Source organism: Listeria monocytogenes (assembly GCF_900187225.1).
In the GTDB taxonomy this organism is placed as follows: domain Bacteria; phylum Bacillota; class Bacilli; order Lactobacillales; family Listeriaceae; genus Listeria; species Listeria monocytogenes.
In genome coordinates, this window is record NZ_LT906436.1 from 682,020 (window position 1) to 697,964 (window position 15,945).

The window sequence follows — 15,945 nt, forward strand, 5'->3', positions numbered from 1 at the left end:
TAGGATATTTAACTATAGAAAGAAGGAAGTTTTATGGCTAAAGCAAAATATGAGGAAAATTTCAAAAAAAGTTTAGTTGCTTTATATCGCAGAGGAAAAACGAAGCATAGCATCTGCCAGGAATTTAACGTCCCTCACTCCACTTTTGGGAAATGGATTAAAAAGTTCAACAATGAGGAAAATATTGAGTCGAACGAGATTTTGAATATATTGCAAGCGCAAGAACTAAAAAAGCAACGTGTGTTATTAGAAGAAGAATTGTCTATTTTAACGGAAGCGATTGCTGTTTTTGAGAATCCGTTGCCTAAAAATAAATAATTTAGTGAGTAATAGAGAAAAAACCTTAAGCACTAGCTTAAGGTTTTTTGCAAATTATTCTTCATCAAAGGCATCTAAGGCAATAGGTAAAGCGCTTATTACCGTGTTCCCAACAGCAGGTAAGCCGACGAGAATGGCGCTAATGATTTCATCGCGAGTTGCACCGTTTGATTTTGCCATTTTCACATGGAAAGGGAGTCCGCTTTCTAGGCGAGTGGCGGCCATGACAGCAATGTATGCTAGTTCTTCTGTTTTTTTATCGAGTTTACTTGCGGCATCTAGTTTATGTACGGTTTCCATCCAGGCAGATTGTACTTCGGGAGCTTCTTTCGCGAATACTTCAAATGATTTGCTTACTTTCATTGAGGTCATCTCCTATTAGATTTTTATAATAAAAAACCACCCAAACACTGGGCGGTTTTCGTATTATCTATTTTCTGCTTTATTATGAGCGCCATGCCAAACAGGACCGATGAATTCGTTTAGTGCAAATCCACCTTTGATAGCTGCTGTGACAAAGTCTTTTGCTTTTGCGACAGCTTCTTCAACAGTTAAACCTTTTGCAAGTCCAGCTGTGATTGCTGCTGCGAAAGTACAACCAGCGCCGTGATTGTGGCTTGGAGAGATCTTTTCCACTTCATAGATAGTGAATTCTTTGCCATCATAAAGTAGGTCGATTGCTTTATCGCTTTCTAGGGCTTTTCCGCCTTTGATAACAACGTATTTAGCGCCTAGTTCGATGATTTTTTTCGCTGCTGCTTTCATATCATCTAAAGTAGTTAATTTGCCAAGGCCGGACAATTGGCCTGCTTCGAATAAGTTTGGTGTTGTGATTGTTGCTTTTGGTAATAGTAAGTCGCGGATAGCTTCCGCGTTTTCTGGTTGGATTAATTCGTCTTCGCCTTTACAAACCATAACTGGGTCGATTACGACATTTTTTAAATCGTATTTGTCGATGGCTTCGCGTGTTGCTTTAATGATTTCAATTGAACCAAGCATACCTGTTTTCATTGCGTCAACTGGGCCGCCAGAAAGAATTGTTTTTAGTTGTTCACGAACAAGTTGCGCATCAATTGGAGTAACACCGTGCGCCCAGTTGTTGTCTGGGTCCATTGTTACAATTGTTGTGATCGCGCTAAAACCGTATGTGCCATATTCTTCAAACGTTTTTAAGTCTGCTTGTAAACCAGCACCACCACTTGAATCAGAACCTGCAATAGTTAATGTTTTTTTGATTGTCATTCGTGTTTCCTCCTATAAATAAACTTTAGTCATTTGTTTCTAACATTTTATAGATGGCTGCTGCAACGCCGTGCTCATCATTCGAAAGAGTTACGTGTTCTGCAAGGTCTTTGACTTCTTCTTCGCCGTTACCCATAGCTACACTATAACCAGCCATTTTTAACATCGAAATATCATTCATATTATCTCCAATTGCAAAAGTTTCATCAAGTGTTACGCCTAATTTTTCTACGTAATATTGTAAAGAAATACCTTTTTGTGCTTCGCGGTGGGTGATTTCAATATTATCGGAGAAAGAAGATGTTACGGATAGTTCCGAATCTTTTTCTAGTTTTTGTTTGGCTTTTGCAAGAATGTCTTTATCAGAAGAGAAGGAAATGAATTTTAGAATGGTTAAATCTTTATTGCCTAAAATACGCTCTACATCAGGAATTTCGTGAACGTCCTTGGATTCAAAACGTTCTTCTACTTTATCCATAATGGTTTCTGCGGGAACGTCTGGGTGGATGCGTTTGTGCATTTCAATCATAAATTCTTTGCCACGAGCTTTATCTGTTGTGATTGGGCCCATATCAGTGAAAAATTCGGTATACATACCTAATTCAGTCAGCGTGTTGTAAGTGTTTCTTGCTAGGTTTCTATCGATCGGATGTTGCAAAATGATTTTGCCGTGTTCGTCACGAATTTCCGCACCATTCATACAAATTGCTGGTGCATATAAATTAGCTTTATTAATTAACCCCATTGCATCGTCATACATACGTCCGGTGCAAAGAACGAAATGAATTCCTTTGGCGCGGGCTTTTTCGATTGCCTCGACGTTTTCTTGTGCAATCTCGATATCAGAGTTAAGTAGTGTGCCATCCATGTCTGAAGCAATAACTTTAATCATAATATTAAATTCCTCCCCAATTTTACCTACTTCACTAGAATATCATTTTTTTAAGAAAAATGCACAAAAGGTAGCTGCGCGTAGTTTTTTAGGTGGAGCGATTACTTTACTATATTTCTGTGATTCATTTGGTTATAATGGATAAGAATAAAACGTGGATAGGATGTGTCAGGATGAAAACAGAACTAGAAAAGATGATTGCAGGAGAAATGTATGATCCTAGCGACAGAGAGCTTGCACACGGAAGAAATCGTGCGCGTAAGTTCTGCAGAGAGATTAACGATGCGATGGATTCAGAGTCCCGTGCAAGCGTGCTGAAGCGTCTATTCGGCGGAACGAAAGAAAATGTTTATGTGGAACCTGATTTCCGTGTCGATTACGGTTCTAATATTTATGTAGGCGAAAATTTTTACGCTAATTTTGATTGTGTTATTTTAGATGTTTGCGAAGTACATATTGGCGACAATTGCATGATGGCGCCGGGTGTTCATATCTATACTGCGACACATCCGCTTGATCCAGTAGAACGTAATAGTGGATTAGAGCTTGGTAAACCAGTTGAAATTGGCGACAATGTTTGGATTGGTGGACGAGCAATTATTAATCCAGGCGTAAAACTTGGAAATAATGTTGTCGTTGCTTCAGGTGCGGTTGTCACGAAAAGTTTCCCGGATAATGTCGTTGTTGCGGGTAACCCAGCGCGCGTTATTAAAACAATTGAGGTTGAGGAAAAATGATTATTTCAGATTCAAAAATTTTTGAACAAATGGAAAACGAATTAGCGAAAGCAAAAGCAGCAACCACAAAAGCGAGCCAAGATAAGCATTTGCATGGTTTGATGCTGCTTGTTCAACTTGCAAAAACAGGCGATGAGACAACTGCGGCTGTAGAACCGATTGCTATTCAGCCAACAGAACCGGCGCAAATCGCAAGTATGGACGGTAAGAAAATAGAGTTAGAAGACGGCGCGAATGGAGACTCGTTGCTTGATTTTTAGGGGGTAACTATGAAAAAAACAATAATTACTGGAGCCATTTTTGCAGGGCTGGCAGTTTTACTGGGAGCTTTTGGGGCACATGCTTTAAAAGATGTGCTTGGCAGTTATGCGAGCACTTGGGAAACCGGCGTTCAGTACCAAATGTTTCACGCAGGAGGCATTTTAGTTATAGGGCTATTGATGGAAAAACAAGCTAGTCGGCTTTACACTTGGGCAGCCATTTTATTTGCAACTGGAATTGTCTTTTTCTCGGGTAGTTTGTATGTTTTAAGTATTTCGAAAGTATCCATTTTAGGTGCGATTACGCCTATCGGTGGCGTTTGCTTTGTCGTTGGTTGGTTCTTGCTAATTTTAGGAGTATCAAGAAGAACGATGAGTAGATATTAAATCAAAATAATCGTCTTTTCGCGTTCATTTAAGTGAAAAGACGATTGTTTTTTCTTATTGGCGAATAAGTGATAAAATAAAGGAATCATAATTTATAAGGAGACAGCAATTACATGACTTATGCACTTGAAATAAAAGGGTTAAGAAAAATTTATTCCACTGGGGTCGAAGCGTTGCGCGGTGTGGATTTAACGGTAGAAGAAGGAGATTTTTATGCACTGCTTGGTCCTAATGGTGCCGGGAAATCAACGACGATTGGTATTATTACTTCACTAGTTAATAAAACATCAGGTCAAGTAAGCGTATTTGGCTATGATCTCGATACAGATATTGTCCGGGCAAAACAGCAAATCGGTCTTGTTCCACAAGAGTTTAACTTTAATCCGTTCGAAACGGTTCAGCAAATCGTTGTTAATCAAGCTGGGTATTACGGTGTTTCTCGTAAGGAAGCCATCAAGCGTAGCGAAAAATATTTAAAGCAATCGAATTTGTGGGAGAAGCGTAGTGAACGCGCGCGGATGCTCTCGGGCGGGATGAAACGCCGCTTGATGATTGCGCGTGCTCTGATGCATGAACCCAAGTTGCTTATTTTAGATGAACCAACTGCTGGGGTGGATATTGAACTTAGACGTGAGATGTGGACGTTTTTAAGAGAGTTGAACGAAAGTGGTACGACGATTATTTTGACAACGCATTATTTAGAAGAAGCAGAGATGCTCTGTCGTAATATCGGCATTATTCAGTCTGGGGAGTTGATTGAGAATACCAGCATGAAATCACTACTTTCTAAATTGCAATTTGAAACGTTTATTTTTGATTTAGAACCGTATGAAGAAGCTTTCGAAATTACGGGTTATAATCATGTGTTTGAAGATAAGCAAACTTTGTCTGTAGAAGTGGAACGTAATCAGGGAGTGAACCATATCTTTGAGCAATTAAGCGAACACGGTATTAAAGTGCTTTCGATGCGTAATAAATCTAATCGACTCGAAGAACTATTTTTAAAAATTACCGAAGAAAAACATCAAGCGGGGGAGAAACATGTTTAATCTATATTATACAGCTTTAAAAAGTTTAGCGGCGAAAGAAACCAACCGCTATATGCGAATTTGGGTGCAGACACTCGTGCCGCCAGTTATTACGACTTCGCTATATTTTATTATTTTCGGAAAAATGATTGGTAGCCGCATTGGCGATATGAATGGCTTTTCTTACATGGAGTACATTGTGCCGGGGCTGATTATGATGTCCGTTATTACTAGTTCTTACGCCAATGTATCTTCGTCCTTTTTCTCGCAAAAGTTTCAGAAAAACATTGAAGAAATACTTGTCGCGCCGGTGCCAACGCATATTATTATTTGGGGCTTTTTGATTGGCGGAATTGGTAGAAGTGTTTTAGTCGGAGCACTTGTTACGCTTATTTCGATGGTGTTTGTGCCGATTCACATTCATTCGTGGACGATTGGTATTATTACCTTCTTAATGACGGCGATTTTATTTTCACTTGCGGGACTTATTAACGGGATTTTCGCTAGATCATTTGACGATGTATCCATTGTCCCAACTTTTGTCTTACAACCGTTAACGTATCTAGGTGGCGTATTTTACGCGATTTCGATGTTACCGCCAATCTGGCAAGCGATTTCTAAAGTGAACCCGATTGTCTATATGATTTCCGGATTCCGCTATGGTTTCCTAGGCGTTACAGATGTACCAGTAGTAATTTCTCTATCCATTCTTGTTGTATTTAGTGTCGTTCTTTACTCGATTTGTTGGTATTTAATCAGTAAAGGACGAGGACTTCGAAGTTAATAGCGATTTTTTCAAAAAGAGAGCGGATTTCCGTTCTCTTTTTTTCATGTTTACTACAATTCTTTTTCAATTTGATGTTAAACGTTTTAGCGTAAAACTGGAGGGAAGACATAAAGTAATGGGGGGGATGAAAATGGGAAATAAAAAAGTGAAGCGAAAACTTGGCGCTAATATTTGGTGGATACTTATATTGGCCATTTTGATTATTTTCGTAGCCTACTTAGTCATGGGTTACGTCGCAAAAATATAGGAGGTTTTATAATGAATAAAGAAAATCCATTAAACAAATACCATACAGGAAAATTTGAAAAGCAACGCCAGGATTATCCTGGTTTGCAAAGTAAAATGACGCCTGTTCCAGATGCGGGCGAATCAAGTTATCAAGGCGCTAATAAATTAACCGGGAAAAAAGCCTTTGTAACAGGGGGAGACTCCGGAATTGGTCGGGCTGCGGTTATTGCCTATGCTAGAGAAGGTGCTGATGTCGCGATAAATTATCATCCGGATGAAGAAGTAGATGCACAGGAAGTTAAAGCGATTGTTGAGGAGGCTGGACAGAAATGTGGCTTATTACCAGGTGATTTACGAAAAGAAGGTTTAGCGAAAGATTTAGTAAAAAAAGCATATAACGAGTTAGGTGGACTAGATATTCTAGTGCTAAATGCTGGACTACAACAATATCAATTAGATATTCAAAAACTTCCAGCTGAACAACTACGTGATACATTTGAAGTGAACGTTTTCTCCGTTGTGTTCGCCATTCAAGAAGCACTTAATTACTTAAAAGCAGGAGCAAGTATCATTTTAACGTCCTCCATTCAAGGCGTTAAGCCAAGCGCTCACCTTGTTGACTATGCAATGACAAAAAGTAGTTTAATTTCGCTTACTAAAAGTTTAACGGCACAACTAGGTGAAAAAGGTATTCGCATCAACGCAGTTGCACCAGGTCCAATTTGGACGGCGCTACAAATTTCTGGGGGACAACCACAAGATAGTATTCCAGAATTTGGTCAAGATCAACCACTTGGACGAGCAGGTCAACCAGCGGAACTCGCGAGCGCTTATGTGCTACTAGCATCAGATGAAGCAAGTTATACAACGGGCCAAGTATACGGAATTACTGGTGGAGCTCCTATTAATTAAAAGCGAGGTGAAAGTTCGTGCCGTGGACAAAAAACGATTATCCGGATTCGTGGAAAAATCTAAAGAAAACAGAACGAGAAAAAGCTATTGAAATCGGCAATGCGCTATTGAAGGATGGCTATTCAGAAAGCCGCGCCATCCCAATTGCTACTTCGAAAGCGGAAGAATGGTATAAAAATCATAAGGAATCATAACGGTAAGCTAAAATAACACTTGGAACGCTAGGCTTTAAGTCTGCTGTTTCAAGTGTTTTAATTTTGATAAAAAAAGTGTACTATTTAAATTAAGAGAGATGCTTGCCAACTAGGAGGAACTTTTTATGAATAAAAGAAGATGGATTTTCAGCACTGTGGTTACAGCTTTCCTATTGATTATCGGAGGATTTTTAGTTTATCAACAGATGATACCAAAACCATTCACCGAAGTAGTGGCAGAAGCTAAAATCGACGGTTATGAGAGTGGGGATGAATTAGAAAACGCTAGTACTGTCATCGTAACAGGTCAACTAGAAAAACGCGGAGATTCAATAATAGAGCGAGCTTCAGATGATGCTGTGGTAGGTGTATATAGAATGTCCACTTTTAAAATAGCCCAAGTTTTAAAAAACGAAACGGACGACAACTTAGCAAAAGAAATGACAATACCTATTTATGAAAATGAAGGTTACGATGCCAAAACGAATACGACATACCATATCGCTGGCTATACAAAAATGGAAAAAGAAGAAAAATATCTGTTGTTGTTGCAAAAAGATTCAGAAGATGACTATTATATCCCGACAGCGGTTATTTTCGGAAAAATTAATCTCGATCCTAATAAAAGAAATGAATTATTTCCTAAAAACAGCGATACAGAAGTAGCAATAAATAAAGTACAAGCCGAAGTTTTAAAAAATCTTGAAAAGGAAATCGACCGAGAGGATAAATAATTATGTTCTGTTGCATTTTAGTTAAATTCGTCATCTAATTTTAATACTAAAAAAGGGTTTGGATTGGGTGAGACGGGTATTATATAACCATAAGCAATGACAATGCCATTACTTTTTCTCCCTTTTTTGTAGTGGGTTGTCTTTACTTACCTTAAACTCCCTTTTATACTCTTTTGTGGTTGTGTAGCAACCCTTTGGAGTATTTTTTTTGGAAAAAATGCTAAATATAAGAAAACTCCTCAAACAAGGGAAAGTTCGAGGAGTTCGGCATTTACCAATATTTATAAATGCCACTGGGGATTTTCTAAGTGAACAAAGATATGGATGTTTGGGAAAGCATCCACTTTGAGAATTTACCATAGATAGCTGGCGTTAAGTTGTAATGTAGTATAAATCATACAATTCTTGTAGTACATCATATATAGCACTGAATTACCAAATTCCTGATAAATAAGGAAAGGGTGGAATAAAAGTATCTCATCAGGTATATTTAAATTACACGGGAGTTAAGGAGGTAACGATAAGTTGAGTAATTTTAACATCATGGGATCTTTAATGCTTATAGCTGTTTTAGTTTTAGCAGTGTATGTTATTACCAAAGTTATTAATAAATTTAAAAAATAAGTAGAGTTTAACTAAAATACCTCAATAACATTTTGGGGTATTTTATATTTTAGTGATTATTTCTCGCAATCATCAACGGATGGATTTTATGTAAAGTTTTATTGTTGATATGTATTCATAGGCTATCGTTTTGATGTCTAATAGGTTTAAAGGCCTGTGAAAATAGGCGCATTTTATTTTAAAAATAGAAATGTGTCTATTTTATGAATCTTTATTGTAATTGCTTGTGTAATGGGATGGCTACATATATCCTTATAGATACGGTGAAATTTATTTACATAGGAGGAAATATGGGATTTTTAGAAGCTTACAAATCATTTTGGAGAAATTACGTTAACTTTAGTGGCAGAGCCCCGAGATCGGCGTATTGGTATGTCGTACTTTGGAATGTGATTATTTTTGTAATACTTTATGCTTTAGCTTTTATTTTTGGTATTTCAGCTATTATGGAAGCAGCTATGGGTGGTACAGGAATGGCTGGCGGTGGCGGTGCAATCGTTCTGGTAATCATTTTATGGCTATACTTGCTAGCGGCTTTACTTCCAACAATCAGCTTAATGGTTCGACGCTTACATGATTCTGGCAAAAGTGGATTTTTCGTGCTTTTAAGCCTTATTCCATTTGCTGGCGGAATTATTATGTTAATTTTTATGTGTCTTGAAAGTGATGGACCAAACCAATATGGTGATGGGGATATAGATAGTAAATTTGATTTTTAAATAAAAAACGAGCTAGGAGATAATCCTAGCTCGTTTTTTTAATGGATTCCTTCGCTTACAAGGAACCAATTCACTTGGTTGGTATTAATAAAATACGTTAAGTCATATTTTGTTAACTCGATACATTTTTCGTTAAAAAGATTTTTCAAGTCTGCTTTTGATAATTCGTGGATGCTGATGTTGTTGATTTTTGCGTCGTCGTCAAGGCGAATAGATTCACCATTTACGGTATAAATTTCGATATACATCGTGCCACCCCTTCTAAATTACATTTGTTTATAATTTTCTTTGAATACACCAAGTTGGTTCAGTGTTACAACGAGCTGCTGGCTAAAAAGTGGCAGTGCTTGAATTTGGTCTAAATCACTGGCATAAGCGAAATCAGCTACTTGTAACACAAGTGTATGGAACGAATCTGTCATGGTTTCGTTTTGTTGTTTTAAATAGGAATTTTCCTGTTCCAATTCTTGGCATTTTGTTTGTAAGTCTTGGTATTTTTGTCGAGTTCTTCTTTTTGAACAGCAAGGGACGACAAGGAGTAAATGCTTTTTAGTAAGTCATATACGTTGTTTTCTTCACCTTGGTTTTCGCTTAAAAGTTGAACATTGCTTTTAACGCCGGAAAGTAAATCAACCAGGTTTTTTTCGCGTGATTTGTCGTAGCTGATTTGTTCTTTGATGGACGCTGGTGCTTTGAATTCAGCTGGCACAACTTTGCCGAAAATATTGGTTTTTTCTTTTTTTGTATTTTTTTGTGTTTTTCTTTTTCTCCCAGGCTTGTTTTTCGGAATATCTTCTACTTGGATAAGCTCTTTTTTTAGTTTGTAGTAAGTGTTTTGTAGTTGGCTTGGAGTCTTTGGAAAGATCCGCAAATCGTTTAGGCTGAGCATTTCAGAGATATCAAGGACTTTCATATCTTCTAAAATAGCAATTTGGTAACATGCGGAAAGTAGTTCTAATTCGATTTTTAACCAACTAATGTTGGAATGCATATATTTTTCGATTCCACCGTGTTCTTCAACGGCTTGATAAAATTCAGTGAGTAAATGGTAGATTTCTTCGGCAGTTTGTTCGTCAATGCCAGCTTCTGAAGCCATTTTTTTAATTTCAGTTGTAGATGAATTCCCCGGATTATCTACTTGTTTTTTGATTTCTTGGAGTAATTTTCTTATTTCTGATTTAGGCATACAATCACATACCTCTCTATCCTATAGTATTATTGATTTTCTGTTTATTTTTATAATAACAATATATGTTAGTTGTGTAAAGGGAACGCGAGTAGGTCAAAAGGATTGGGTATGAAGAACCTTTTTTTGAGTTAAATAGAAAAATATAAATCGAATAATGAGAAGTTTTCCTTTGATACAGCTGTTACACTGGCTGTTTTTTTATTTTTACACACAATTTCATTTTTTAAAAAAAGTATAGATTTTTTCTGGATTTGGTGTAAAATTTTATATTGCAGTTACAAAAAACACTTTATTGATATATATTTTGAAAAAATGATTTATTTTTGTAATCTGATGAAGGGAGTGAAAGGTGAATTTACCTTACTTGAATGGAATATTTTTTGTCACTTTTAAAAATTATTGTACTTTTGGCAGTACTTGCGGGAATTTCTTATTTTTTAGTTAAGAAAAACAAGCAAGCGAATCGCACGAGAAAAAGCGAAAATGATCTAATAAAGTTGAAAGACACTCTTTTAATCTCTCATCAGTTACGTGCAGTTCTTCTGGAGGCAGACGGGGAAAAGGTGCTAGCGATTATTTCCAATAATGATATTCGAACGGTGTCATTAAAAGGAAAAAATGACCAAAATGAAGCACTTTTCCGAGAATTACTTTTGAAAGAGGAGACTAAGGAAAATGCGTAAAATAGCCTCTAGACGAGTATTTCAAGTATCTTTTATTGTTATTTTTGCAATTTCGTTGGTTGTTTTTTGGCCGGGTGTGAATGTGCATGCCGAGAGTTGGATGGATTCGCTTGGTGTAAATGGAACGGACGGGGTTAATTCTAGTGTGGCGCTGTTTGTACTAGTTACGGTTCTTTCTTTGTCTGCATCGATTGTATTAATGTTCACACACTTTACCTACTGTATTATCGTCCTTGGATTAACGAGGCAAGGACTTGGCGCGACGAACTTACCGCCCAACCAAGTGCTTGTTGGACTGGCGTTGTTCTTATCTTTGTTTATGATGCAGCCGCTGATTACTGCTTGGTATGACGATGTGTATAAACCTTCGCAAAAAGAAGAGTGGAGCGCGTCGAAAGTTTGGGACGAAACGCAGCCGCTTCTGACAAAATATGTTGCGGAAAATACATATAAGCATGATATTAACATGATGTTGAAAGCAGAAGGGGAAGATCCGGTTACAAACAAAGAAGATGCACCGCTTATGGCTTTGATGCCTGCTTTTATTTTGACACAGATTACCCAAGGATTTTTAACTGGGATGTTTATATACTTGGCGTTTATTTTTATAGATTTAATTGTTAGTACGTTACTTATGTATCTTGGAATGATGATGGTGCCGCCGATGACCATTAGCTTACCGTTTAAGATTCTTGTTTTTATTTTCATTGGCGGGTACGGACTGATTACCAACATGATTTTTCAAACAATTCACTTTTAAGGGAGTAGCAAAATGAATTTAACGCCGATTACGCAAATTTTTCAAGATTTTTTCTATAGTGGGCTGGCGCTAATTTTGCCGGTATCGCTCATTTGTATCGTGGTAGTAATTGTGGTTGCGATTTTGATGGCGATGATGCAGATTCAAGACCAATCGCTGACGTTTTTGCCGAAGATTATTGCTTTCGTAGTGGCGCTCTTTATTCTTGGACCGTGGATGTTTGAACACATGACGGATTTGTTTGTAGGAATCTTTTCCAAATTACCCCTGATGATTAGGGTGTAAACATGGAGTTTGAATTTTTTCTTGCTGTAGTGATTGTTTTCAGCCGAGTTGCCAGTTTTTTATTTTTCTTCCCACTTCTAAAAGGGCGGAACATTCCGAACAGTGTCAAGGTGGTGTTTGGGATGGCGATTTCCATTCCAGTGGCAACATGGGTGGATGTTTCTGGTATTACGACGCTACCTGATTTGCTGCTCCGAGTCACGTCTGAGGTGGTATTTGGACTAGCACTAGCAAAATTAGTAGAGATTATCGCGGTAATCCCGAAAATGGCTGGTTTTATGATTGATTATGATTTAGGGTTTTCGCAGGTGAACTTGATTGATCCTTCGTACGGGACGCAAAATTCGATTACGGCTGCGATTTTAGATACTTTTTTTGTAGTGATATTCTTGTCGCTACAAGGAATGGATTACTTAATTTATTATTTAATGAAATCGTTTGAATTTACGGCTTCGGTTTCGATTTTATTCGAAAAAGGATTTATAGATTTATTGCTCGGGACGCTTGGTTTTGCACTTGCTTCTGCGGTGTCGATTGCGCTCCCGATTATGGGTAGTATTTTTATCGTTAATATCATTCTTGCTTTTATCTCTAAGAGCGCTCCGCAAATTAACATTTTTATGAATGCGTTTATTATCAAAATTACGTTTGGGATTTTCATCCTTGCGTGCGCGGTTCCTATCTTGAGTACAGTTTTTAAAAATTTGACAGATGAGATGATTCAACAATATGTGTCGTTTTTTGATTATTTACTGAAAAAATAGGGAGGAGAAAAAGGCTTGGCGAAGGATAATAAAACGGAAAAAGCAACGCCGCGCCGCATTAAGAAAGCTCGAAACGAAGGTAATGTGGCGAAAAGTAAAGAACTAAATAATGCTTTTTCACTGCTAATTGTAGCTGGGCTTCTTTATTTTTTTGGAGAAATGTTTATCAAAAATACCATCCAAGCTTTTGTTGCCCTTTTGAAACAGCCTCCGAAGCTAGCGAACATGGAAAGTTATAGTTTGTTTTACTTAATGGAGTTTGGCAAAGTGTTGATGCCGATTATGGTGATGGTTGTGATTTTTGGATTGATGAACTACGGCGTGCAAGTCGGGATTTTATTTTCCGCGAAAGCAGTGAAGCCACAATTCAAACGGCTGAATCCAGCGAACTATTTTAAACGAGTGTTTAGTGTGAAGGGAATTGTCGAGGTCGTGAAAGCGTTATTGTTAATTACGCTACTTTCTTATGTGGCTTACATTGGCTTTCGTGACCACTTAGATACGCTCATTAGTTACACCGGGCAAAATTGGCTTTACTCACTCGGACAAATTTTTGCTTTATTCAAAAATGAATTTCTGGCGCTATTCCTAGTAATCGCAGTAATAGGGCTGCTCGACTTCTTTTACCAGCGCTACGATTATAAAAAAGGGCTGCGGATGTCGAAGCAAGAAATTAAAGACGAGATGAAAGATTCAGAAGGTCGACCGGAAGTGAAACAGCGCCAAAGAAGCATTGCACGAGGACTTCTCCAAGGTTCGATTACGAAGAAAATGGCGGATGCGACCTTTGTGGTGAACAACCCGACACATATTTCCGTCGTGATGCGCTATGACAAAACAAAGGATCACGCACCAAAACTGCTCGTTAAAGGGGAAGATGAGCTGGCACTGTTTATTCGTCAGGTGGCGGATACGGACGGGGTGCCGATGATTACAAATAGACAGCTGGCACGAAGTATTTACTATACGACGAATCCTGATGAATACATACAAGAAGATTTATATAAAGATGTTATTGAAGTGATGAAAGAATTGATGGACGCAGACAAAATCAAGTTCTAACAACATATGAGCGACCTTTCTAATCTTAGAAAAGGCAGGTTTCAAAATGGGGAATTTAGGTGCTATAAAAAAATATTTTGCTATCTTGATTGCGGTCTCGTTTGTTATTGCACTTATTGTGCCATTACCTCCATTTGTGTTGGATTTAGTGCTTGTGACAATCTTGGCGTTCTCAGTGTTAGTTTACATGCGTGCCACATCAATTAAAGATTGGAATGAATTGAAGTCATTTCCTTCTTTGCTACTTTTGATGGGGATATTTCGGGTTTCGATAAATATTTCGACGACGAGAGCGATTTTAACTACTGGAGATCCAGGGCAAGTAATTAAGCAATTTGGGAATTTTGTTATTGGTAGTAATTTTGTTGTTGGGATTGTTATTTTCATTATTTTAATTGTCTTTCAGTTTATTGTGGCAAATGGTTCTTCGCGGACAGCGGAGGTAGCAGCAAGATTTACGCTGGATGCTTTGCCGGGTAAACAAATGGCGATTGATGCGGATTTGAATCAACGGTTGATTACAGAGCCGGAAGCGAAAGAAAAACGTGCTTACTTGAATATGGAAACCGAATTCTACGGAGCGATGGACGGAGCTGGGAAATTTGTAAAAGGGGACGTTCTTTTTACCGTTTTGCTTGCTGTTGTTAATATTGTATTCGGTTTAATTGTCGGTATGGTCCAAGGTGGGCTTTCGTTCGGGGAAGCTGCGGTGAAATATACGGAGTTAACAATTGGAGACGGCATTGTGAGCCAAATTGGTTCGCTTTTAATGGCGATGTCTGCTGGGGTTATTGTTACTCGGGTATTTGACGGATCAGATGATAACGTTGCGGTCGGGATTTTCAAAGAATTAATGCAAAACTCGGTGGTTGTTTATACGCTTGCTGCAATGTTTATCTTAATGGGCGTATTTAGCCCGCTGCCAACGATTCCGTTTGTCGGGATTGGCGTCGTGCTTGGTATCATCGGCTATCGTACGCAATTTAATTTAAAGAAAAAAGAGCAGTTGGAACTGGAAAAAGAAATGGAATTGATTCAGTCGGAAACGAATTCGGCAGAGGCGGAGCACAACCAAGCATTTGGCGCAGCACGAGAAAAATTCCCAGTGGTTGTTGAACTCGGTTTAAACATCGCTGCGCTCGTGAAGCAAAAAATGAACGGGGAAACGGCGAAGGATAAAGTCGTCTTAATGCGAAAATCGATTTTACAAGATTTAGGTATTGGGGTTCCGGGCATTAATTTTAAAGATAATACAAGTTTTCAGCCGCGCGGGAAATACGAAATTAAAGTAAAAGGTGTTGCGGTTGCGAGCGGCGTTTTAAAAGCGGGACATTTGCTGGCTTTGAAAACACCGGGTGTGATGATGGATCTTGATGCCGAACCTACCAAGGATCCAATTTTCGGGGAAGATGGTTATTGGATTTTGCCGGGCGAGTTAGAAGATGCGCAAATGAAGAACTATCAAGTGCTTGAGCCGCTGAGTATTTTGATTACGCATTTGGATGTTGTGCTTAGGAAGAACTTGCATGAACTCCTGATGCGCCAACAAATTAAAGATTTAATTGATGGTCTTGCTGATGAAAACCAAATTTTGATTGATGAAATTAAGAAAAAAGAAATTGATTATTCGCTAATTCAAGGGGTGCTACGACAACTCTTGAAAGAAGGGATTTCGGTCCGCGATTTACCAACGATTGTCGAAGGAATTATTGACGGACAAACGATTTATCCAAATGACCTTGACGGGATTACGGCTTTTGTTAGGGAGCGGATTTCGAAAGTTATTTGTGAACAAGCGAAAAACCAAGATGGCAAAATTTACGCGCTGCTTTTACAGGATTCGATTGAAATGGATACGGAAATTGTCAACACGCCGTATTATGGCTACGCGCTTAACTGGGCGCTCGACAAGGAACTGCCAATCATTCAAAAAGTAAGGGATACCGTGAATAAAGCGCAACTCACTGGACGCGAACCCGTCATTTTAACAAGGCGAAAAGATTTTCGTTTTGGCTTTGTACGAGTTTTAGAAAGATATCAATTGGATGTGCCGGTGCTATCCATTAGCGAATTGTCGCCGGAAACAGAAGTGGAGCAAATCGCACTGATTGAACCAACTTGATGAGGGAGGGAATCCGTA

20 protein-coding genes and 1 pseudogene are annotated in these 15,945 nt (G+C 38.3%); 16 read left to right on the forward strand and 5 right to left on the reverse strand.

Annotated elements, in window-relative coordinates:
• Positions 1-33 precede the first annotated feature (33 nt).
• Positions 34-318, forward strand: coding sequence for a helix-turn-helix domain-containing protein (locus CKV70_RS03390; protein ID WP_009931745.1), 285 nt, complete (start codon positions 34-36; stop codon positions 316-318).
• Positions 319-372: 54 nt separating this feature from the next.
• Here CKV70_RS03390 and CKV70_RS03395 read toward each other — a convergent pair whose 3' ends face one another.
• From CKV70_RS03395 to CKV70_RS03405, 3 genes are all read right to left on the reverse strand, one after another.
• A complete protein-coding gene (locus tag CKV70_RS03395) occupies positions 373-681 on the reverse strand; it encodes a carboxymuconolactone decarboxylase family protein (protein WP_003721778.1) in 309 nt (102 codons plus the stop codon).
• Positions 682-744: 63 nt separating this feature from the next.
• On the reverse strand, positions 745-1,560 hold the full coding sequence (pdxK, locus tag CKV70_RS03400; protein ID WP_014600600.1) for a pyridoxine/pyridoxal/pyridoxamine kinase: 816 nt from the start codon (positions 1,558-1,560) through the stop codon (positions 745-747).
• Between the two features lie 25 nt (positions 1,561-1,585).
• Positions 1,586-2,452: a Cof-type HAD-IIB family hydrolase gene (locus CKV70_RS03405; RefSeq protein WP_003721781.1), complete on the reverse strand. Its 867-nt coding sequence runs from the start codon at positions 2,450-2,452 to the stop codon at positions 1,586-1,588.
• 173 nt (positions 2,453-2,625) lie between these two features.
• Here CKV70_RS03405 and CKV70_RS03410 point away from each other — a divergent pair, with 173 nt between their 5' ends.
• The 9 genes from CKV70_RS03410 (at position 2,626) to CKV70_RS03460 (ending at position 9,062) form a co-directional block, all read left to right on the forward strand.
• Complete coding sequence (locus tag CKV70_RS03410; protein WP_003721782.1) at positions 2,626-3,189, forward strand: maltose acetyltransferase domain-containing protein; 564 nt, start codon at positions 2,626-2,628, stop codon at positions 3,187-3,189.
• Complete coding sequence (locus CKV70_RS03415) at positions 3,186-3,449, forward strand: DUF5327 family protein (protein ID WP_003721783.1); 264 nt, start codon at positions 3,186-3,188, stop codon at positions 3,447-3,449. Before CKV70_RS03410 ends, CKV70_RS03415 begins: the two co-directional genes overlap by 4 nt.
• 9 nt (positions 3,450-3,458) lie before the next feature.
• The gene (locus tag CKV70_RS03420) at positions 3,459-3,836 is read left to right on the forward strand and encodes a DUF423 domain-containing protein (protein WP_003721784.1); all 378 of its coding nucleotides are present in this window, start codon (positions 3,459-3,461) and stop codon (positions 3,834-3,836) included.
• Positions 3,837-3,949: 113 nt separating this feature from the next.
• Complete coding sequence (locus tag CKV70_RS03425; RefSeq protein WP_014600601.1) at positions 3,950-4,885, forward strand: ABC transporter ATP-binding protein; 936 nt, start codon at positions 3,950-3,952, stop codon at positions 4,883-4,885.
• On the forward strand, positions 4,878-5,648 hold the full coding sequence (locus CKV70_RS03430) for an ABC transporter permease (protein WP_003721786.1): 771 nt from the start codon (positions 4,878-4,880) through the stop codon (positions 5,646-5,648). Before CKV70_RS03425 ends, CKV70_RS03430 begins: the two co-directional genes overlap by 8 nt.
• 258 nt (positions 5,649-5,906) lie before the next feature.
• A complete protein-coding gene (locus CKV70_RS03440; RefSeq protein WP_077346033.1) occupies positions 5,907-6,791 on the forward strand; it encodes an SDR family oxidoreductase in 885 nt (294 codons plus the stop codon).
• Between the two features lie 17 nt (positions 6,792-6,808).
• The gene (locus CKV70_RS03445; RefSeq protein WP_003721789.1) at positions 6,809-6,985 is read left to right on the forward strand and encodes a DUF2188 domain-containing protein; all 177 of its coding nucleotides are present in this window, start codon (positions 6,809-6,811) and stop codon (positions 6,983-6,985) included.
• Positions 6,986-7,110: 125 nt separating this feature from the next.
• Positions 7,111-7,719 (forward strand): hypothetical protein, encoded by a 609-nt coding sequence (locus tag CKV70_RS03450; RefSeq protein WP_003721790.1) that lies wholly within the window; start codon positions 7,111-7,113, stop codon positions 7,717-7,719.
• A gap of 914 nt (positions 7,720-8,633) precedes the next feature.
• Entirely contained in the window at positions 8,634-9,062 is a 429-nt protein-coding gene (locus CKV70_RS03460) for a DUF805 domain-containing protein (RefSeq protein WP_003721792.1), read from the forward strand.
• 38 nt (positions 9,063-9,100) lie between these two features.
• Here the strand turns inward: CKV70_RS03460 and CKV70_RS03465 are convergent, their stop codons facing one another.
• Both CKV70_RS03465 and mogR read right to left on the reverse strand, forming a co-directional pair.
• Positions 9,101-9,310, reverse strand: coding sequence for a lmo0673 family protein (locus tag CKV70_RS03465; RefSeq protein ID WP_003721793.1), 210 nt, complete (start codon positions 9,308-9,310; stop codon positions 9,101-9,103).
• Positions 9,311-9,328: 18 nt separating this feature from the next.
• Positions 9,329-10,248, reverse strand: a pseudogene (gene mogR / locus CKV70_RS03470) (motility genes transcriptional repressor MogR).
• A 371-nt stretch (positions 10,249-10,619) separates the two neighbouring features.
• Here mogR and CKV70_RS03480 point away from each other — a divergent pair.
• The 6 genes from CKV70_RS03480 to CKV70_RS03505 are packed head-to-tail and all read left to right on the forward strand — an operon-like array spanning position 10,620 to position 15,927.
• Entirely contained in the window at positions 10,620-10,934 is a 315-nt protein-coding gene (locus tag CKV70_RS03480) for a hypothetical protein (RefSeq protein WP_003729398.1), read from the forward strand.
• Positions 10,927-11,694, forward strand: a complete 768-nt coding sequence (locus CKV70_RS03485) for a flagellar type III secretion system pore protein FliP (RefSeq protein ID WP_014600604.1) — start codon at positions 10,927-10,929, stop codon at positions 11,692-11,694. Before CKV70_RS03480 ends, CKV70_RS03485 begins: the two co-directional genes overlap by 8 nt.
• A gap of 12 nt (positions 11,695-11,706) precedes the next feature.
• Entirely contained in the window at positions 11,707-11,979 is a 273-nt protein-coding gene (locus tag CKV70_RS03490) for a flagellar biosynthetic protein FliQ (RefSeq protein ID WP_003718817.1), read from the forward strand.
• A gap of 2 nt (positions 11,980-11,981) precedes the next feature.
• Positions 11,982-12,743, forward strand: coding sequence for a flagellar biosynthetic protein FliR (locus tag CKV70_RS03495; RefSeq protein WP_003733160.1), 762 nt, complete (start codon positions 11,982-11,984; stop codon positions 12,741-12,743).
• A 15-nt stretch (positions 12,744-12,758) separates the two neighbouring features.
• Positions 12,759-13,805 (forward strand): flagellar type III secretion system protein FlhB, encoded by a 1,047-nt coding sequence (gene flhB, locus CKV70_RS03500; RefSeq protein WP_003721799.1) that lies wholly within the window; start codon positions 12,759-12,761, stop codon positions 13,803-13,805.
• A 46-nt stretch (positions 13,806-13,851) separates the two neighbouring features.
• Positions 13,852-15,927, forward strand: a complete 2,076-nt coding sequence (locus CKV70_RS03505; protein ID WP_003721800.1) for a flagellar biosynthesis protein FlhA — start codon at positions 13,852-13,854, stop codon at positions 15,925-15,927.
• Positions 15,928-15,945: the final 18 nt, after the last annotated feature.